The 19,935-nt window shown below is 37.2% G+C and carries 15 protein-coding genes; 5 read left to right on the forward strand and 10 right to left on the reverse strand.

Annotated features, from left to right (window positions below; translation table 11 throughout):
* From VB733_RS14940 to VB733_RS14950, 3 genes are all read right to left on the reverse strand, one after another.
* Positions 1–187, reverse strand: a 187-nt coding sequence (locus tag VB733_RS14940; protein ID WP_323340851.1) for a hypothetical protein, incomplete at its 3' end; no start/stop codon positions are given.
* Between the two features lie 102 nt (positions 188–289).
* Positions 290–1,294: a DUF1822 family protein gene (locus VB733_RS14945; protein WP_323340852.1), complete on the reverse strand. Its 1,005-nt coding sequence runs from the start codon at positions 1,292–1,294 to the stop codon at positions 290–292.
* Positions 1,295–1,719: 425 nt separating this feature from the next.
* Complete coding sequence (locus VB733_RS14950) at positions 1,720–1,959, reverse strand: hypothetical protein (RefSeq protein WP_323340853.1); 240 nt, start codon at positions 1,957–1,959, stop codon at positions 1,720–1,722.
* A gap of 23 nt (positions 1,960–1,982) precedes the next feature.
* Between VB733_RS14950 and VB733_RS14955 the strand changes: the two genes are divergently transcribed.
* Positions 1,983–3,590 (forward strand): FAD-dependent oxidoreductase, encoded by a 1,608-nt coding sequence (locus VB733_RS14955; RefSeq protein WP_323340854.1) that lies wholly within the window; start codon positions 1,983–1,985, stop codon positions 3,588–3,590.
* A gap of 59 nt (positions 3,591–3,649) precedes the next feature.
* Here VB733_RS14955 and VB733_RS14960 read toward each other — a convergent pair whose 3' ends face one another.
* Positions 3,650–4,840 carry a transposase gene (locus tag VB733_RS14960; RefSeq protein WP_323340855.1) on the reverse strand — a complete coding sequence of 397 codons (1,191 nt, stop codon included), beginning with the start codon at positions 4,838–4,840 and terminating at the stop codon, positions 3,650–3,652.
* 489 nt (positions 4,841–5,329) lie between these two features.
* On the opposite strand from VB733_RS14960, the gene VB733_RS14965 reads away from it, so the two are divergent.
* The 4 genes from VB733_RS14965 (at position 5,330) to VB733_RS14980 (ending at position 9,989) form a co-directional block, all read left to right on the forward strand.
* Positions 5,330–6,697 (forward strand): histidine phosphatase family protein, encoded by a 1,368-nt coding sequence (locus tag VB733_RS14965; RefSeq protein WP_323340856.1) that lies wholly within the window; start codon positions 5,330–5,332, stop codon positions 6,695–6,697.
* 73 nt (positions 6,698–6,770) lie between these two features.
* Positions 6,771–8,045 (forward strand): dihydroorotase, encoded by a 1,275-nt coding sequence (locus VB733_RS14970; protein ID WP_323340857.1) that lies wholly within the window; start codon positions 6,771–6,773, stop codon positions 8,043–8,045.
* A gap of 65 nt (positions 8,046–8,110) precedes the next feature.
* A complete protein-coding gene (locus tag VB733_RS14975; RefSeq protein WP_323340858.1) occupies positions 8,111–8,701 on the forward strand; it encodes an L-threonylcarbamoyladenylate synthase in 591 nt (196 codons plus the stop codon).
* A gap of 358 nt (positions 8,702–9,059) precedes the next feature.
* Positions 9,060–9,989, forward strand: a complete 930-nt coding sequence (locus tag VB733_RS14980; RefSeq protein WP_323340859.1) for a HAMP domain-containing sensor histidine kinase — start codon at positions 9,060–9,062, stop codon at positions 9,987–9,989.
* On the opposite strand, the gene VB733_RS14985 is transcribed toward VB733_RS14980, so the two are convergent.
* The 6 genes from VB733_RS14985 to VB733_RS15010 form a co-directional block, all read right to left on the reverse strand.
* Positions 9,949–10,419, reverse strand: coding sequence for a GNAT family N-acetyltransferase (locus VB733_RS14985; RefSeq protein WP_323340860.1), 471 nt, complete (start codon positions 10,417–10,419; stop codon positions 9,949–9,951). The two genes, VB733_RS14980 and VB733_RS14985, sit on opposite strands and share 41 nt — an antisense overlap.
* Positions 10,420–10,773: 354 nt before the next feature.
* Complete coding sequence (locus VB733_RS14990) at positions 10,774–12,885, reverse strand: WD40 repeat domain-containing protein (protein ID WP_323340861.1); 2,112 nt, start codon at positions 12,883–12,885, stop codon at positions 10,774–10,776.
* A gap of 63 nt (positions 12,886–12,948) precedes the next feature.
* Positions 12,949–14,073, reverse strand: coding sequence for a hypothetical protein (locus VB733_RS14995; protein WP_323340862.1), 1,125 nt, complete (start codon positions 14,071–14,073; stop codon positions 12,949–12,951).
* Between the two features lie 225 nt (positions 14,074–14,298).
* Entirely contained in the window at positions 14,299–15,321 is a 1,023-nt protein-coding gene (locus tag VB733_RS15000) for a hypothetical protein (protein ID WP_323340863.1), read from the reverse strand.
* 33 nt (positions 15,322–15,354) lie between these two features.
* Positions 15,355–16,488 carry a hypothetical protein gene (locus VB733_RS15005; protein WP_323340864.1) on the reverse strand — a complete coding sequence of 378 codons (1,134 nt, stop codon included), beginning with the start codon at positions 16,486–16,488 and terminating at the stop codon, positions 15,355–15,357.
* A gap of 184 nt (positions 16,489–16,672) precedes the next feature.
* Complete coding sequence (locus tag VB733_RS15010) at positions 16,673–19,933, reverse strand: hypothetical protein (protein ID WP_323340865.1); 3,261 nt, start codon at positions 19,931–19,933, stop codon at positions 16,673–16,675.
* Positions 19,934–19,935: the final 2 nt, after the last annotated feature.

Raw genomic sequence — 19,935 nt, forward strand, 5'->3', positions numbered from 1 at the left:
CGGCATTACCTAAACGTCGATAGTTAGATTGCCAATGGTTGTAATATATTGGTAATTTGCTGGCTGCGGACAATCTACCAACAATTTCAATACTCGGCAACTCACTTTCTCTACTAATTTGCAAAGTTACAGGAAATCCCTGCTCAAAGCTACCATCACCGAATTTGAGAACAACTAACTTACCCATAATTATTGTTAGTAGTTAGTGCTTACATATACAATTAAAATTTAAGAATTAGCAATTAATCATTAATGATCATAAGTTATTATCAACTCCTAACCCTATTGACTAAATGACAAAATGTTCAGTAATACTAGCATCATCTAATCCTACCTTGACACTAAACCGTTCCCCTGGGTTGCCACTAAATTGTAACTGAATGTAATTATCAGCACTGCGTGACTGTGCCTCTAGGAAAATATTGCCAGATTCATCCAAAACAGTCAATGTTACCCCTGACTGTAAGTAAATTTGCGTACCTGTGGGGTGAAGTTGGAGACGGACATTTGTTTTTTGGTTTTCTTGAGTATTGATTTCAACCACTAAAATTACAGGTTGATTGGCAATTTGGATACCTAAATCAATAATCTTTCCACACCTAGTCGCTGTCATTGTCTCACTGTCTCGATTTGTCAATGCTGACTCAGTGCTACGAAATAGGTATAAAGGGCGATATTCTGGTTGGCTAAGTATAGATTCTATTGTTTGCCACCCATGCGCTAAAGTACCAGCAAACCAATGACTTAAATTTACCACAACAGGAATTTGTATTTCTGGTTTTGTGTCTTGTTTGATTTTGTTCGTGGCTTGTTTATATTGTTGAAGATATGCAGGTAACTCTTCAATAGGTTGCAATTGATTTAAAGTTAATTCGTCGGTTTCTACACTGGTAGAAAAACCTAAAATTTGTGCTTCTAAGAAAGTTTCATCGATCGCAACTACAATATAAGCGACTCTTTCACCCCATGTTTCCGGAGGGATATAACAGCTATCTCCAACAGTATTTATGGGACGACATTCTAACCTGCCAATACCTAATACTTCCAAGTCAGATACGTCTGTACACAAGCGCATGACTGGATTCCAAATATCACTAATATCCAGATTCGTGGCAAAACCCATCAAATCCAAGTAGTAATTAACTGTCAAAACTGAAAGTGTATTTAAAAGAACTTTTTCAGCTTTTTCACTTGTTGGTTGTTGTTTGGCAAATATTTGTGCAGTGGTACGGGCAGATTGAGAAATTGGCAGCGATAAAGAAAAATTTTCTCGCTCGTAAGCAAAGCGCGACATGATTTACTCCCCAATGGTAAATGCTGCTATTGAGATATCATCTGCTCTTACGAATTTTATGCAAGAATTTTCCAAAATTGCTAAAACTTATGAGTCGCAATCACAGTATCTAAAAATAAGAACAGCCGATAGATTATCGTAGCCTGCTGACAATGACTAATGTCAAGGTTTCAGATGGGAATCTCATTCATCTCATCATTACTAATCATGTCCGTCTAATCACTGACGAGGAAATTTCTCTATCTCAGGCTGAATCATAAGTATTCAAACAGAAATGATACGATTCACAATCCCGCCGCTTGACTTCTGTTATGGGAGTCAGCAGTTAGATTTTGCCCAATCTCATCATCAGTATCTAAAGTATTTAATATTCTGCTAATGACACTGACAACTTCGGTATTGGCATGTGTTCTACTGTATTCAAATCATAAACCTTTAAAGGTTAAATATTTATCTGATGATTTTTTAGTTAGGGGAATGTGGGGAATTTCGATATATTTCTCAACATTGAGACTGAGCAAATGTAAATTTAAGTGTAAATTGAAGGGAGATGCGTTTTTGGCTACCAAGGCTTGTGCAAGCTTTCCACCACAGCTAGTATATATTTGTTGTTCCTGTGATCCGAAATGGAACTGATTTGTCTTGTTGATTGTCTTCAGAAGCATAAAAAAAATATGGGGAAATCACTATGTCAAATATTCAATCTGCAAATAATTCCACAGTTCGCAACTACGACATTATTGCCTTTGGGGATGAAGTCCCAGGGATTTTGGCTTTAGTCTGTGCCGCACGGGAGCATTTTCGCCGCACAAATAAATACCCCCGTTCCCTACTACTATTTAAAGGTAAGTCACAGCTTGGAATTGGTGGTCATTTAGTACGTGGTGGTTTATCTTATTTAGATCGTTCAGTTGTACCTGTTGATATTCGTAAGCAGTATGGTTTGGATATCTATGGTGATGAATCAGCTATTTATAAGGAATTTTTGAAACGCACAGGTGTTGTTCAAGTTGGACTCGATCCCAAAAAGGGTGATTTTGTCCTCCGGGAAATGCTCCAAGAAGTTCGTGCTGATATTCTCAGTAACGCCGACATTCAATCGGTTCTCAAACAAGGACAAAAAATTACAGGTATTCGTCTGACAAATAACGAAACCTACATGGCAAAAATCTTTATTGACTCCACAATCAATGCTGAACTTGCTCAATTTGCAGGTGTGAAAAAACTGAGGGGGTTTGAAACTTTTGGTTTACCAGATTCCGAACTTTCGGTAACGTTGACTTTTGAAACTGAAGGTTTAAGCGTTCAAGCGTTGAAAGACATAGAAATGAATTACATGCAACGTCTGGCGAATCTGAATGATACCGAAGCACAAAACTGGATTAAGATTGCAGCAGGCGGAGATAGCGATCGCATTTCCCAACTCAGTGAACCATTTATAACTAACAAAAATGACCTCAGTAAAATTGCGATGTATGCAGGTAGCGATTTTATTGATGTCCGCAGTTTTGCCCTCTCAATCGCCTATCACGCCTTTCGCGGCACAGCACTATCCCTAGACCAAAGTGGTGCTGTATTAGATAAAGGAAATGTGGCAGTTTTCCCCAATCACAGAATGTCCTGGAATGCTCTGTTATTTGATGTTAACGCCGAACAAGCTGAAACTTTATCCCGTGAAGATGCAAAACCCACTGCGGCAATGCTCAAAGAAATGCAACTGATGAGTCAATGGTTTCAAAGTCTTGGGGCTAAATCTGTGAAACCTGCTCCTGAGTTATATATTCGTCATGCTGGTAATATTATCGGTGTTAATGACCCCCTCACAGGTGCAGAAATGCTCAAAGGTGGAGTTCCCGTTAGCGAGGCTTTAGGTACATTTGGCTACCACTTTGATATTCGTGGCGGTATCGAAGGGCTTGGCACAAGAGCATCTGAAAAAGGCTTGGGTAATATCTTGTTCTTTAAATTACCTGCCCCTCTATTTAATGTGGGAATGCAACATGCATTGTTAAAAAATGTCCCCAATTTAGCAGTTATTAGTCCGGCATCGGGATTTGAAGGTTATGCTGCTTCGGCTGGACGCATTGTAGAGTTTAATTGTGCTGTGGGACAGGCTGTAGGTATCGCTGCAATTACGGCAATGTTGAGTAGCAGAAACCTCAATCAAATTTCTAACCAAGAAATCCGTGATATTTTAGCAAGCACTGGCAAGTTATCAAAAATCTACGGTCAAGCCAACCCGAAACAAGAGGAAATTGCCAGACTCGATAAGTTTGAAAATGCTTTGGCTGCTTGACACTCCCCGGCGTGTTCGCCCTTGGCGTTCCCGAAGGGTACGCACGGGGATTCTTGAATCTAAGACATAACTTGCTCAACCAGGCTTGCGCCAGATAGAGTAGAGGTTTCATCTCCCCAAGCATTACTTGCGTCTAGCGCAAAAGTTCCCGTATGCCCTACGGTACTCAATCCTCGACTAAGGATATTCCTAGCTGCGTTTTCATCTCTATCCATCACACATCCACATTGACAAACATGGGTTCGAGTAGATAGGGTTTTTTTGACAACTTCACCACAGCTAGAGCATTCTTGGCTTGTATATTGCGGATTAACCGCAACCGTGACTCTCTTGAATACTTTTCCAAAATATTCAAGCCAGACACGAAACTGATACCAAGATGCATCATTAATAGACTTGGCTAAACAATGATTTTTTACCATATTTTTAATCCTCAAATCTTCATAGGCTATCAAGTCGTTTGACTGAACTACGCACCGCGCTAATTTCACAGCATGGTCTTTACGTTGCCTACTTATTTTGAGGTGGCGTTTACCTAAAATCTGTTGGTCCTTGCCTCTGTTTTTGGAACCCTTTATTTTTCTGGAAACACGACGCTGTGAACGTTTAAGAACCTTTTCACCTTGGCGAAAAAACTTAGGGTTTTCTACCATCAACCCATTCGAGTCAGTGTAGTATTCCTTCAATCCAACGTCTAAACCAACTGTATTACCAGTAGGTTCTATGTTCTCAGAACGATTTACATCAATACAAAATTGAACATACACACCATCCGCACGTTTTACCAATCTCACCCGTTTAATCTGGTTAATGTGGTAGAAGTGCAAATCACGAGTGCCTTTGAGTTTTAAACGACCAATACCTTTTTTATCAGTAAATGTGATGGATTTACGATTATCTGCAAGCTTCCATCCTGACGTTTTGTACTCAACAGAACGGCAATCTTTCTGGAACTGAGGAAATCCTTTTTTGCCAGAAACCCCTTTTTTGCAATTTTCATAAAACCGGGTGATAGCAGACCATGCTCGTTCTGCACTGGCTTGTCTAGCCATCGAGTTGAGTTCATTAGCGAACGGAAAATTAGCTGCTAGTACAGCACAATATTTCTGCAAGTCGTTTTTACCTGTACCTTTAACGTCCATCCACAGCCGAATACAGCTATTGCGAACAAATTGTGCAGTCCGAATTGCATCGTCTATTGCTTTTAGCTGAAATGATTTCCCATAAACTTTAAACTCAAAAACAAGCATTTCTTTACCTGCTATCTTATACTGACATGTTTGGTATAAGATTGATAAAAGTACAATAAAAAGTCGCCCTACAAGGACGAGGCTTTAGACCCAATTTTTTGGTAAGAAGGAAAAATAAAGAAAGCCAATATTTTTAGCTTTTCAGCCATTTAAAATGGTAGCTTTATTTTCGCTGAACTGTATTAGAGATTTTCGGCATTTCTGAATCATGGGATGATTTCGCGTTATTTTGAAAGGAATATGCATAATTTCAGTCGCTAATTCATTCCACATTTATGCCAAGCTCATCAGTCATAGTCATGTTCGGCTAATCACTGACAATCAAAATTTCTCCGCCTCCCCGCGTCTCTGAGTCTCCGCGTCAGTTTTCTCAAGGCAACCCTGATATTAACAGTATATTTGGGAGATGTCGCAGAAATTCTTTCTCCTACTCCTCACGGTGACACTTTGCAGTAAAATTAGACCTTGAGATAGAGGAGGGCTTTGAAGATGACTCGTGTCATCATTGTGCGTCACGGTCAAAGTAATTACAATACCGAGAGACGGATCCAAGGACGTTCCAATGCGTCGCAGTTAACAGAAAAAGGTCGTCACGATGCGGCAAAGGTAGGTAAAGCCCTCAGCAATATTGCCTTTGATGCGATTTATTCCAGTCCCCTAAGAAGGGCAAAATCGACGGCAGAAATTATTTGTCACGAATTTTTGGCAACAAATCCAGGAACTTCGTCAAAATCAGTTAGCCTACAGATATCCGATAAACTCTTGGAGATAGACTTGCCACTGTGGGAAGGAATGGTAAATTCGGAAGTTCAAGAAAAGTTTGCCGAAGATTACCGAACTTGGCACGAGCGCCCCGACAAGTTTGTGATGCAAGTCTCCACAGAACAGGGAACTCGCGAGCATTTCCCCATATTAGCTTTATACGCACAAGCCAGGGAATTTTGGCAAGAATTATTACAAGAACATCAAGGCAAAACGATACTAATAGTTGGGCATAATGGCATCAATCGTGCCCTGATTAGTACGGCTTTGGGAATTTGTCCATCTCGCTACCACTCATTACAGCAATCAAATTGTGCAATTAGCATTCTGAACTTTGCTGGTGGTTTGGATGATAATGTGCAACTGGAATCGATGAATCAGACGCAGCATATGGGGGAAGTTTTTCCCACATTACGTCCTGGACATCATCAAGGGGTGCGGTTATTACTGGTGCGTCATGGTGAGACTGAATGGAACCGTCAAGGGAGATTTCAGGGACAAATTGATATTCCCCTCAACGATAATGGGAAATTGCAGGCAAGTAAGGCGGCTGAATTTCTCAAGGACGTAAATATTGACTTTGCGGTATCGAGTACAATGGCACGTCCCAAGGAAACCGCAGAAATTATTTTAGGTGCTCACCCTGATGTCGAGTTGGGATTAGATGCAGGTTTATGCGAAATTAGTCACGGACTCTGGGAAGGGAAATTTGAACAGGATATTGAACAGGAATTTCCTGGAGAATTGGAAAGATGGCGGACTTTGCCAGCCGAAGTCCAAATGCCAGAAGGAGAGAACCTACAACAAGTTTACGATCGCGCTGTTGTTGCTTGGCAAAATATTGTACAAACTGCGATCGCTGCAAATCGTTCCGTTGGTTTAATTGTCGCTCATGATGCCACAAATAAAACCTTGCTTTGTCATATTTTAGGATTATCAAACGAAAACTTCTGGAATTTCCGCCAAGGGAATGGTGCAGTTAGCGTGATTGATTATCCTTCTGGTTTAAATGGTTTGCCAGTCTTACAAGCGATGAATATTACTGCACATTTGGGTGGTGGTGTTCTCGATAAAACTGCTGCTGGCGCTTTGTAGATGATTCGGAGTTAATCACAACTATACTGTCGGATGCTTACATCCAATAACCAGCACCTACCACTCATGGCTCATGACTGAATTATTACAACAAGCGCGAATTATTGACCCAATTTCTGGAAGTGAGCAATTAGCAGATGTGCTAATTCAAGATGGCAAGATATTATCAGTCGCTGCCAATATTTCCGAATTTCCTGTAGATACCGAAATTCGCGACTGTCGGGGTTTAATTCTCGGAACTGGATTGGTAGATTTATACAGTCATTCTGGGGAGCCGGGGAATGAAGAGAGGGAAACTATCGATTCGCTGCTCCAGTCAGCCGCAAACGGTGGTTTCTCACGCATTGCCATTTTACCTGACACATCCCCCGCAGTTAACAACCCAGCAATGGTGACGCAGTTACAGAAAATGAGTCGCCCAGGGAAAACAGGGACAGCAGCATACAACTCACCATCTCTCCATATCTGGGGTGCAATTACTGAAGATATCGCTGGACAGCAATTAACGGAGTTAGCGGAGTTAGCCTCTGCGGGTGTTGTGGGTTTTGCTGATGGCAAACCTCTAGAAAATTTGAGCTTAGTGCGTCGGGCTTTAGAATACTTACAACCTTTACATAAACCAGTTGCTTTCTATGCTTGCGATCGCCAGTTACGTTCTAATGGGATAATGCGTGAGGGTGTGGATGCCATCAGATTTGGCTTGCCTGTGACTCCGGTGGCTGCTGAAACTTCGGCGATTGCGGCATTATTGGAGCTAGTTGCGGCGACGGGGACGGCAATTCATATTATGCGGGTGGCGACGGCTCGCGGTGTCGAATTAATTGCCTCAGCAAAATCACGGGGTTTGCCAGTAACAGCCAGCACAACGTGGATGCATCTACTTCTGGATACAAAAGCTTTAAAAAGTTATCATCCCAGCTTGCGGTTAGAGCCACCTTTGGGAAATCCGAGCGATATGTTGGCATTGCGAAAGGGTGTGAAATCGGGAATTTTGGATGCGATCGCTATTGATCATACGCCCTATACCTATGAAGAGAAAACAGTCGCTTTTGCTGATGCACCACCGGGAGCAATTGGGTATGAGTTAGCACTACCTTTGCTGTGGCAGAATTTGGTGGCAACAGGTGAATTTACAGCTTTAGAGCTATGGCAAGCATTGAGCCAGCGTCCGGCGGAATGTTTGCAGCAAAGCCTCAATGGTATAGTTTCTGGTCAAAAAGCTGAGTTAGTCTTGTTTAATCCCCAGGAAAGTTGGCAAGTGGAACCCAGAAATTTACAGACTCTTTCGGCAAATACATTTTGGTATGGAAAACAATTGAGGGGTAAAGTTGTCAAAATATGGTGTTGATTTTTTTGCCAATAATTAATGTAGCTTCAATATAGCCTCAGTCCTCTTGCTCTAACGTAGCGAAAATGCCTCAAGTATCAATTAATGCCCTTATTACTGGCGCTCTTCAGGGCAAATTAGTTAGTTTTCCCACCGATACAGTCCCAGCCCTAGCTGTATCCCCAGAAAAAGCAGATTTAATTTATACAGCAAAGCAACGCAGCCAAGATAAACCCCTCATCCTAATGGCGGCGAGTGCTGATGAATTGTGGAATTATGTTACAGGCACAGAAGTAGAATTGGAGATTTGGCAGCGAGTCGCGGCGAAATATTTTCCAGGTGCAGTGACTTTGGTGTTGCCAACTGCTTCACCTGTCGCCAAAACAATGAACCCACAAAACCCGACAACTCTGGGAATTAGAGTTCCCGCAAATGCGATCACTCAACAAATATTATCGCAAACAGGCGCTCTGGCAACTACTAGCGCCAATCTTTCTGGACAACCGGCACTGCTGACAATGCCAGAAATTGCTATGCAATTTGCCGATGTCTTAGTCCTGGATGTGAATTCAGGGGAAACAGGAATCAATTCTACTGGTGTACCTTCCACTGTTGTCAAGTGGACTCAAGAAAGTTGGCAGATTCTTCGACAAGGGGCAGTGAAATTCGATTTTTAGCTCGAAAATTTCCTGGGCATAGTTATAATAAAATTCTGCTTTCTCCGAATTTTTTCTGAGAAGTGAGTAAAAATCAGGTATATATAAGCTTTGATCTCAATAGTTATCTAATGTAGGTGCAATTTTATATACTAGTATTTTTTAGAGGAGCTATAAATCTGTATTCTTCTTCCATAAAAGTAAAAGTAAAAGTAAAAAATAAGACTATCCTGAGTCTTTTCGAGTTAATACATTAGATAGGATTGGTGACTCTAATTTACTAGAGAAAATAACAAGTTAAACAATTAGGCTTTGGGAAATCTCTAAGCTGCTTTTGTGCCTGTTTGCTTGACTAACTTAAATTTATAATCGATTAACTATGAACTTGAATAATTGGCTATATCTAGCAGCAGGGCTTGCCTTGGGTGCAGGTTTGCGCGGCTTGTTTCGCTCACCAGCAAAACAACTGAGCCACAATGGGAATAAAAATGAAGTAGTTGAAAAACAAGAATCAGTCAAAAATATTCAGCAGATAGAATTAGCCTACTATTTAGCCCAGGAAATGAGCCAATTTAAAGCCGGTTTTTTGGCAAGAACTACCCATGTACTGCGATCGCCTTTGAATGGTTTAATTGGTTTACATCAGTTAATTTTGTCTGATTTGTGCGAAAGTCCGGAAGAAGAGCGAGAATTTATCGAGCAAGCCCATGAGCGAGCCATGAAGTTGTTAAAGTTAATTGATGAAATTCTCAATATTGCTCGAGTTGAATATGGTACAAATCGTTTAGACATTCAACCACAACCCCTAATAGAATTATTGCAGGAGGTTTATGATCTCACATATCTGTTGGCAGAAAATCGCAATTACCCATTTTCTTTAGAACTTCCAGAGCAAGAAATTTACGTCACCACAGATGTTCGTTGGTTGCGACAAGTGTTAATTAGCTTAATTGACACCACCATTAGTCAGATGGAAGCCAAGATGGAGGAAGGGAGAATTTGTATTTCTGTTCCGCCCACGCAGGAAACTGGGGCAAATTGCGCCACTATCTGGTTAGATATGCCAACTTTTGCTTTCCCCAGTAGCGAAGCAATTGATTTAATGACAACAGAAATGAATCTCAATCTCCAATCTCCAACTGCAACTGCACCAGGAATGAAGCTATTATTGAGTCAAAGCATACTCGATGTCTTAGGAGGAAAGCTAGAAATTCTTCCCTATCCCGATGATGGTAAAGATTCTCAACAAATGACAAGACTACAAATTTCTATCCCCCAAACAACTCCTGAAGTTGGACTTGTTCAGTAGGTAGTGAACCCAGGTGAGATTGGTTATGTAGTACCATGGTGGTTGTGGAATTAGCCTGAAAACCAATTTTTTCGTAAAAGCGTTGTTGATGAGTTGTCATTAGGTATGTACGCTCAACCCGATGCATCCGAGGATGGCTTAAAACAGTTTCGACTAACTTACTACCAAGTCCACTTCCCTGATAGTCGGGGTGAATAACAACATCCCAAATCGTAGCGCGATAGATGCCATCAGAAGTTGCTCTGGCAAAACCAATCAACCTTTCTCCATCCTTGATTGTCACCACTGGCTCACTATTAGCGATCGCAATTTCTAAATCTTCCACGCTGCGTTCTTTTGCCCAAAATGCCGCAACATCGAATAATTCCTGTAATTGAATGATATCAATATCTGACTTGCGATCGCTAAATTGAATTTGAGTAAAATTCATAAAATTAAGTTTACTAAACATTTACTTTACTATCGTTATGATGCAAATTTTACCTTTTTGCAGTATTAAATATTACTTAATGTCTATTTCCGAGAAATTATTGACTTTATTTCTGGAACAATTATAAGAAACATTACAACTTTTGGGAATAGTTAATAATGCATAACCCTGTTTTGTCACTCTGCGAAACTAAAAATAGAACGTAGTTTTTAAAGTTCATACAGGAAGGCAATTTGAGGGTTTATTTCCTAACACAAACTAAAAATCATAAGTTTTTGAGCAAAAAGCTTATATAGCAGGGCTTTCTGATTATTATCTGAAGAGAGTAATAAAATAGGGATAATCGAATGTAGATTAATGAACAAACTCCCAAATCTTAATGGTTTTATCTTTACTGCCACTAGCAAGAATCTGTCCATCTGAGCTGAAGGTAACGGAATAAACCTCATGAGAATGTGCATTTAAGCTAGAAAGTAATGCACCTGTGTTAATATCCCACAGTTTAATTGTCTTGTCTGCACTGCCGCTAGCGAGGGTTTGTCCATCTGGACTGAAGGCAATGGAGTAGACTGCTGCGGAATGCTCGGTAAAGGCATTGACTAGTTCATATGTATGTGCATCCCAAAGCTTGATGTGATTATTGCTCGCTCCGGCAGCTAAAATTTGACTATTGGGACTGAAAGCAACTGACCAGTATAAATCTAAGCCTCCATAAATAGTATGGAGGAGTTTCCCAGTTTCGAGGCTCCATAACTTAATGCTTTTGTCACTACTGCTAGTTGCAATAGTTTTGTGATCGTGAGAGAATGCCAGCGAAATAACTGTGTCAGTATGCCCAACTAAATCATAAACAATTTTACCTGTTGCCACATCCCAAACTTTGGCTGTTTTATCGCGACTTCCACTAGCAATTAGTTTGCCATCAGAGCTAAACATCAGGGTACGAATCGAGGCTAAATGTCCTGTAATAAGGCGTTCTAAAACTCTATTGTTTATATCCCAAAGTTTAATAATACTTTCATCACCGGCACTCGCAAATAATTTTTCATCGGGATGAAAGGCTACAATGTTTAATCTAGAATTCGCATTATAAAAGATATTATTCTCTTCACTGACTAGACTCCAAATTTTAATTAAACAATCAAAGCTGCTACTTATTATTACTTTGTTTTTAGAACTAATCGCAACACAACTGACTGAATCACTATGTCCAACTAGAGTTTTCAATAGTTGGACATTTTGCCATAGCTGATGAATTAATGATACATCTGAATTAGATGAAAAATCTAAAATTCCTGGTTCTTCTAGTTTCCATCTTTCTGCTGTTGTAGTTCCCGGAATAACCCAGTTATTTCCTGCAATTCCAACAGTATTTAACGGTGTAACTTTAGCAGGTTGAATTAGCTTAAATTGATTTGTATATTCATTAATATTTTCCAGTGGATAATTCAAACATGTAAAAATACTTTGTAAATCCAGTAAGTTATCAGGATTAATATCAACATCACATCGAGGAACTAGATAAGCAGTTCCTTGTTTAAAAGAAAATATCCAATATATTCCATTTGAGTTTTCTTCAAAAGTTCCTGTATCAGTAGTTTGTGTTTTAGAGAAAGCCTTAGCATATTCAAATAATAAAGTATTTTTTTTATTATAAAGATTCACTAATAATATTTCTGGTGAAATTTCAGATTCATCTTTAGACTCGGAAGAGTTTTCTATGTTTTCAAGTATTGGTATATCTTCCTGATTGCTTGGTACAGATTCTTGAGTAATTGAATCTTGATTAGTGTCTAAATTATAATTATCAGCATTTATAAATATTTCTTCTGATATATTTTCAGCAAATTCCTGTGTAGTATCTGTTATTGAATCTTCTTCTGATTCTTCAGTATGACAACCAACAAAATTTAATTTCCCTGGTTCTAGTAACTGCCATTTATCTCCGCTAGGCGTTAAATAAACTTTAGCTAGTTGAGTTAAAGTATATTCGCTACTTGAATCATATTTATAACCAGCACATTGAAATAAAAATTTTAAAATTTCATAATTATAACTATTAATTCGCAATTTAGCTTTCGGCAGAAGCCAATATTTGTCATCTTCTGTTGTTAATATCCAGTAACTGGCAGACTGAGATTTTGTTTTTTCTAAAATAATCGCAATATTATTATACTTATTGCGTAAGCTTTCGTCAGCTACAGCAACTTTAGCTGCGTAATCCGCTAAAGCTTGAGAGTTATTATTGTAAAGCTCTAATATCTCTGTTTCTGATAAATTGATTTTAGCAATAGTGGGTATATTCATGGAGCCAGTAATATTTACCGACTCTGAATCGCTGATATTATTTTTGTTTATCAATAATTTTTCTACGGTGCTGAGTCTCTTCTCTAATTGACGGATTATTTCCATCAGATAATTTACTTTCTGTTCTAATTCCTCGACGTTAAATTCAGGTTCTATCATATAATCTTATCTTATAGTCAATATTTTATCTTTATATTACACTCATAAAATATTTTAATTAAACTATTCAAAGTTAATAACTCCAGTTTCAATTAACTGGTATTTACCTTGTTCAACAGAAGTGACTATTGCTGGTTTTGTGATAGTAAATTTAATGTAAATATCAGATATATTATCAGATATATTTCCGGTTAATTCAAAGAGAAATTGAACTGTTTCTAATTTATATTCATTAATTTTTAAATTAGCGCTTGGAACCAATAATTTTCCTGTTGGAATAGTATCATCATCAGTAATTACCCAAAAGAAACCTTTACGAGTATTTTCTAGGAAAATAGATTGATTACTTCCCAGTCGGCGATTGTGAATACTTTCCTTTGTTATGATTACTTGTGTAGCATATTGTTCAAAGGAAGCTGGATTTCTATTGTATTCTTTTAGCCAATGAATATGTGGTAAGCCATGATAAACTTCTTCATTTTCATCTTTATGTGAATTTGTATTTTGAGTCTGGCTAGTAGGAGCCATTATTCGATTTTCTACATTTAAAACTTGCTTAATTTCTGTTAATTGTGTCTTTAATTCATGAAAATTACTATGTAAATAAGTACCCATTAATTTTATAAGTTGATTCTGCTTTTGTATTTCACTCTGTATTCGGCAATCAAAATTTTCATTTACTATCTTTAAATCATTTTGAAATTTATTACGTTCTTTAATTAATTCTTCTAACTGTAATTGAAGTTGAATTATCTCTTGATTCGCAGCTTCAATCTGCAATTTTGAATCTCCTAACGGGATTGAATTGACAAATTTAATTTCTCCCAACTCTTCAAGTTTCCACTCTATTTTATTGGACATTAAAGAAACTTTTGCTGGTTTAATTAAAGTTATTAAATTAGAACTTGTTGAATTATAGTCATGACATTGAAATAAATATTTAACAGTTTCTAACTTAAATGCATCGATTTTAATATTCTCTTTAGGAAAAAGCCAATAGTTATTCTCTTGTGCTTCAATCAACCAATAATTACCATTTTTTGCAGCCGTTAAAGTTACCAAATTATGAGATAGTTTTTTTAAACTATCTTCAGTTAGTGAGACTTTAGTTGCATTTTTAAGCAAAACTTGGGGAGCATAATTATAAATCTCTACTAAATCTTCAATTTCTAAGGAAAGATATTTCATATTGTTGTATTGTCTATTTTATAGATAAAGCCTCTGTTGTTTTAAAAGCTGGAATTTTAAACAGCATTTATTTCTAAAAAATTAAGAGAGTATTTTAAAATTTTCATCATAATTATTACGGATAAACTAACCGTCTATGATAGTTTAAAAAAACAATATTTCAGAATATCATGTTCAATTTTGCAAATATCCTAAAATATCAAATTAAAATATTAAATAAGTTATTTAAAATCGTAAGTCTCCTTTTTGCTGAAGTTGCCAATTGTCTTGATTGATAGAAACAACCTTTGCTGTCTCAAGTAAACTAAAATTAGTTGAATATCCTTGTTGATAGTTATGACAATTGAAAATATTAGCTACAGTTTCATAGTTAAACTCATTAATTTTTAAATTTGCTTTTGGGACAAGTTCGGAAAAACCTTGTTCGCTGATAACCCAATAGTTTCCTTTCCCTTTAGCAACTCTTTCTAAAATGACAGCTTGAGTGACACCTAAACGACGTTGGTTAATGCTTCCGGGTGTTTCAGAAACTTCAATCGCATTTTTACTCAGTAATTTAGAATTTGTATTATAAATCTCCACAACCCTTGAATGTGAAGAGGGATAATTTGAAGAATTTGAAATATAACTATGTGGAGTGCTTGCTGATGGAGAAGAATATTCTGTTGTTGAAGGTTCTATTGTTAGTGTTTTGAGTATATTATTAAATGATGTTGGTTGTGTAGCTTGTGTACTAGTGTATGCTTCTTGATTCCAATAAGATTCTTCAGCTTCAGGTTTTGCTATCTGAGTATTAATAGTAGGCTGATTTTTTGCTTGTTTTTGAAGTTTTTTATGCTTAACATACTCTTTTAAAAAAAGCAATCCAGAAATTCCAACAATAATACCGACTACGAAACCAATAAAGAGAAATAATAAATTCTCCAATCGTAAAATATTTATTAATTTATTATTTTCATTTAAAGCATTAGTGTTAACTGTGGAAGTATCAACAGTGTTATCTTGGTATATCGAATTAATAATTATATTGAGATCGTTTATTTGTTTATCTAAGATATATTGCTTGATCTCTTGAAAATTTTTTAAATCCTGACCTACTTCGAGGAACAGCTTTTTATTATCGAGATTAACTACTAAATTAGGATTAGGCTTCAAATTAGCCACGTCTGTTAGTTTTTGACTATCTAGAAAGAAAGGTAAAACAAATAATATTAAAAATAAGATTTGAAGGTTTTTTATTTTTGTCATCAATCCTTCCCTTTATTCTCAATTAACCTAATTTTAGCTTTCAAAGTCAATAATTCCAGTATCAACTAACTGCCATTTTCCTTGTTCAACAAGAGTAACTATAGCTGGTTTTATAATTGTAAATCTACCAGAATTATCAGATGTATTTCCGGTTAATTCAAATAAAAATTGAATTGTTTCTAAGCTATATTCAGTAAATTTTAAGTTAGCTTTTGGAAGCAAGTATTTTCCAGTTACTATAGTATTATCATTAGCAAATACCCAATAGTTGCCTTTGCGAGTATCTTCGAGAAAAACAGTCTGATTACTTCCCAGTCGGCGATTGTGAATACTCTCTGCTGTTATAGTTACTTCTTGTTTTGCATATTGCTCAAATGAATCTGGATTTCTATTATATTCTTTTAACCAAGGTATATTATTAGTATCTACAGTATTAATTTCTTGATGAGTATCTTCAACTTGAGAAGTTGGTTCGTTTCTGTTTGCATTATTATTATCAATGTTTGTTTGTAGAGCCGTATTCTCAGCAGTTTCTCTTTGATTTAGTGTTGATAAAATCTGAGATAGTAGATGTTCTATCTGCTGTAACTTCTTTTCTAAAGGGGTTAATTCATTTTTTATAACATTTTGATTTTGGTGGTGAAAATTATTTTTTTCTTCTTCCAGTTGTTTATTAAGTTGTGGTATTAACGTTCGTCCAATTACTGATATTAAAATTTTTTCTAAGTTCACTATTTCCGGATTTCTCTGCGAGCTTTGTTGAGATAATCCAACATAGTATTGATAATCGTTTTTATCTTCTCTGATTACTGGTTGATGAGGTACAGGAGTTTGTAGCCCTTTAGATTGCGATTCCTGATTATCTGATTTTCTCATCTGTTCTTCATAGTCATTCCTTAAAATATGAAAATCAGCTTCAAAATCACGTACTTTTTTACAGTAATTATCGAGGTCGCCTTGATTAGCACTATTGTAATCAATGTATGTAGGTAAACCTTTAAATATTTTTTCTAAGAATGCAGAATACTTTGTAATAGTGTCAGATAGTAAACGATTTTTTGAATGAAGATGTTCAATTTGAGATTGCAATTTTTGACAACTTTCTTTTGTTATCCCTTCATCTTCATCCGCAACCTTATTTAGGGCTTCGTCATCTGTCTCATTCATAGTTTTCTTGTTCCGCAAAAAATGTGTGATAAGTATTTTATAAACAATAAGTAAATGGCAGGGTTTGCAACTAGAGAAATTTAGACCAGGAATCGCAATGAGCAACTGAAGCGTAAACTATATAAAACTTGAAAATCTAGATTGTTGTGATCGCTTGGTTGTAACTATCCTGATTCTGACTACTTTATTTTGACCATGTTTCTGCCCAATCCTTACCTAATACACGTAATAATGCTTTTAGCCCCAGAATATAGGGAGGTTCAAAGCGAATATTCTCAGATTTGCCCTTGACTTTTAGCAAGATGTTGGTTAACTCTCTGTTAGTCTCCCGCCAGAATTTTTCATTATCTTGCAGATCGAGGCTTCTTTTATAACCTTTTAGTGGTTTTATACCTTCAATTTCTAAGTCTTTTAAGGCAACATGAAAATCATACAGAAACTTGGGCAGTTGCACTAGTTTAGGGATAACAAACTTTTCAATTTCTTCTTCATCTTCCTCCAATTGCAAGCGAGAATTCCAGTCAATTGTTTTTCCATTGACTTCGCACTGTTCACCAGCAACCAATGGATCTTTTACTTTTTTCTTTAGACCTACCAGCTTAGTTTGATTTAGTACCAATCCACAAGCTACTTCATCCTTAAGATTTTCGCTTAAACGTGTAGGAACTTCTGTATCTTCAAAGCCAGATGCTTTACTTAACATTCGACTTAAGAGTTCGTTGACTTCTGAGTGACGATCAAATCTTCCTGTTTCTGAAAGCCAATGCAAAAATCGACCACCATTACCACCAACATAGACGGGAGTAATCTCTTGCTGCTCATATTTCCCTTCTTGGTGTAGTACATTGAGCAGCAGACCTACGTAATAATATAATCCTGCTGTGCCAATTGCAGTAAGTTGGATTAAACCTTGAAAGTCTTCTTTATCAGCAGCAAATGCTCTTTTATTATTCAGCCAGTTATCTCCTTCTAATCGCAACCAAACATCGAGCTTGGGATTAAATGATGTACCTTTCAATCCTTTTACTTCTGATGCATTAATCCCAAATGTCCGCTCTAAAAATTTAGGGTTTAATTCGAGAAATTGCGAGAAAATATCTCTGCCAGCCAGCATAACTGAACATTGGTGAACAAGATTCTCTTCTTGCCAAATTGAGATATCTGAAGTCCCACCACCCACATCAATACATGTAGTACGGACTAAATCATGTTGTTCTTGATCTGCAAAATATTGGGCAACTGCTAAACTCTCAGAGCGGAAATAATCTAAATTATCGGCTTCTGGAGAAATCTGTTTAATACCCGTTTTTTGTTGCAATTCTTTAGCCAAGTCTATCCAAGTCCTGGAATATCTGTTTCGGTCACCACGAGAAAATGCTGAAGGATAAGATAACGACCATTGAATTTCTTCAACCCCATTTTTGGCTGCGATCGCTGTAATATGTAGAGAAAGATGCTTGAGAAACAGTTGATTGTAAGCTAAATTTTTAGATTCTTCCCACTTTAAATTAGTTTTAATCCAATCTTGTTGAGGTTTAAAGTTCATATTTGGAACATAAATTCGACCATCAAAAATTGGACTTTGAGTAGTATTGTTACCGTTAGTAGAATTTCCTCTAACTGTCAATACACTAGATAAAGGTAATGGCTTGTCTATGGGAATAAAATCTTCAGGGATAAAATATTCATACAACAAAGGTAATCTAGTTTCTTGGTTAAATTCTGTAACTTTATGGTGGAGATTTTCTAATTTTAAAGGTTCGGCTCCACCCGTTCTGTTTACATAAATATTGGTAAAAGAAGTTCCAAAATCTACACCAATCGTCCATGAACTCCGCAGTTGTATTTCTGATGGTGCTTTGAGTAAAATTAGACCCAATAATTGTCTATCTTGGGTTTGGCATTCCATATAGGATGGAAACTGCTCCAAGTATGCCATCTGGTAAGCACCCGCACCATCTTTGAAAATATGGGGCTGTTTAGCTTCGGGGAAATTAACCTGAAAAGTATCCCTTCCATATTCACCATCGTAGTAAAATGCATAGTAATATTTCCAGCTTGGAGTGCGAAAATTGGGCCATATCTCTAAAACTGGTACTTCCGGTAACGCATTTTCTTCTTTGATTGGGTAATCTTTTTGAATTCGGTAATTCTGCGATGACTTCTCAGCATTCATCCCAGCCAATGGTAAATCTAAAATTACCCGAATTTGCTGTCCTGCATCACCGTTGAGTGGCTGTATTTTTAGCCGTGAAATTAAATCCTCTGGCGTGAGATACTCAAGGAGTATGGGATTTAGAGGGATTAGCGGCGTAATGCGATCGCTTTCAAAGGTTAAAGGTACAATTTCTTTGGGTAAAAAAGCCCCAGGTAATGCATCTTCTTGATTAACAAAAGTAAATTCTGGCAAAAATAGATCTTTTGGTTCAATCCACTTCACATCTTGCCAAATAATTCGTTTTTGTCGTAAATCTTCAACATTTAAGGCTGCTAAAGTTTTACCTTGATGTATCCAGATATTTTGTGGAGATTCGTTCCATACTTTTGCTATTTCTGGATCTATAATTAGCAGATGTGGTTTTTCTTTCTTATCTTGACTGCCAATTAAACGAATGTTAGATGGTCTTTCTGGTGCTTTGACAGGAAAATTTAAAGCATTTAGCACCCCCCGATTTAGAGGTATTCCGAAAAATTGTGCTTCTGTAGTTAAGGTGAGAGGTTGGCTGGTATCGGCTTTTAAATCAGCACGAAATTCATCGATTAATCCACCAATCATGTTAATGGCTGACTTTTTGCCATTATAGTTGTTTAAATCTTGACGCAGATTTTCTAACCATCCCCACAATAAAGATTTTTCACTAGCATTTAGATAAGGAATTGGAGAGTGCAGTCTACCTTGTGTCCACCAAGATAAACCAGTCCATTCTCCTTCTTCAGATGGACAAACTAAAGTGCTTGGTGAAGATAATCCGACTGATTTACCTTGCCATAAAAACACATAAATATCTTCCCAAGGGTCTTTATTTTCTAAGGTATAGAGAGTGTTAACAGAACTCGGAAATAAATGTAAAGAACGGGCAAATTCCTCATATTTCAACTTGCCAAGTTCTACCAATTGTGCCTTTAAAGGTAAGCCCCGGACTTCCGCCAGCGCTATTGCAGCAAGCATCCCCCGCCACTGTTCGATCATTTGCTCGCGGATGGGATACTTTTGGTTATGCAGAGCCATTTCTAATGAAACTGGACGTGCCCACATTGTGGGTACGGAACTAACACTTTTTACTTCTCTGGGAGCTTTGTAATCTAGGCTAGTAGCAACATTTTGAAATGCATTATTTCCTTGAGCATCCCATTTTCCTGACTCATCAATTGGTTTGACATCAGCATCGGGTTTTAATGTTGGGAGAAAAAAGTGTAAATTCTTGTCTGTTTGTGTGAATGTCATTA

The organism is Calothrix sp. UHCC 0171 (assembly GCF_034931845.1).
Lineage (GTDB): Bacteria > Cyanobacteriota > Cyanobacteriia > Cyanobacteriales > Nostocaceae > Brunnivagina.

Bases quoted from the DNA above. Each gene is read 5' to 3' on its own strand.
- VB733_RS14945 (WP_323340852.1), bottom strand. From the start codon at position 1,294: ATGTCGCGCTTTGCTTACGAGCGAGAAAATTTTTCTTTATCGCTGCCA.
- VB733_RS14950 (WP_323340853.1), bottom strand. From the start codon at position 1,959: ATGCTTCTGAAGACAATCAACAAGACAAATCAGTTCCATTTCGGATCA.
- VB733_RS14955 (WP_323340854.1), top strand. From the start codon at position 1,983: ATGTCAAATATTCAATCTGCAAATAATTCCACAGTTCGCAACTACGAC.
- VB733_RS14960 (WP_323340855.1), bottom strand. From the start codon at position 4,840: ATGCTTGTTTTTGAGTTTAAAGTTTATGGGAAATCATTTCAGCTAAAA.
- VB733_RS14965 (WP_323340856.1), top strand. From the start codon at position 5,330: ATGACTCGTGTCATCATTGTGCGTCACGGTCAAAGTAATTACAATACC.
- VB733_RS14970 (WP_323340857.1), top strand. From the start codon at position 6,771: ATGACTGAATTATTACAACAAGCGCGAATTATTGACCCAATTTCTGGA.
- VB733_RS14975 (WP_323340858.1), top strand. From the start codon at position 8,111: ATGCCTCAAGTATCAATTAATGCCCTTATTACTGGCGCTCTTCAGGGC.
- VB733_RS14980 (WP_323340859.1), top strand. From the start codon at position 9,060: ATGAACTTGAATAATTGGCTATATCTAGCAGCAGGGCTTGCCTTGGGT.
- VB733_RS14985 (WP_323340860.1), bottom strand. From the start codon at position 10,419: ATGAATTTTACTCAAATTCAATTTAGCGATCGCAAGTCAGATATTGAT.
- VB733_RS14990 (WP_323340861.1), bottom strand. From the start codon at position 12,885: ATGATAGAACCTGAATTTAACGTCGAGGAATTAGAACAGAAAGTAAAT.
- VB733_RS14995 (WP_323340862.1), bottom strand. From the start codon at position 14,073: ATGAAATATCTTTCCTTAGAAATTGAAGATTTAGTAGAGATTTATAAT.
- VB733_RS15000 (WP_323340863.1), bottom strand. From the start codon at position 15,321: ATGACAAAAATAAAAAACCTTCAAATCTTATTTTTAATATTATTTGTT.
- VB733_RS15005 (WP_323340864.1), bottom strand. From the start codon at position 16,488: ATGAATGAGACAGATGACGAAGCCCTAAATAAGGTTGCGGATGAAGAT.
- VB733_RS15010 (WP_323340865.1), bottom strand. From the start codon at position 19,933: ATGACATTCACACAAACAGACAAGAATTTACACTTTTTTCTCCCAACA.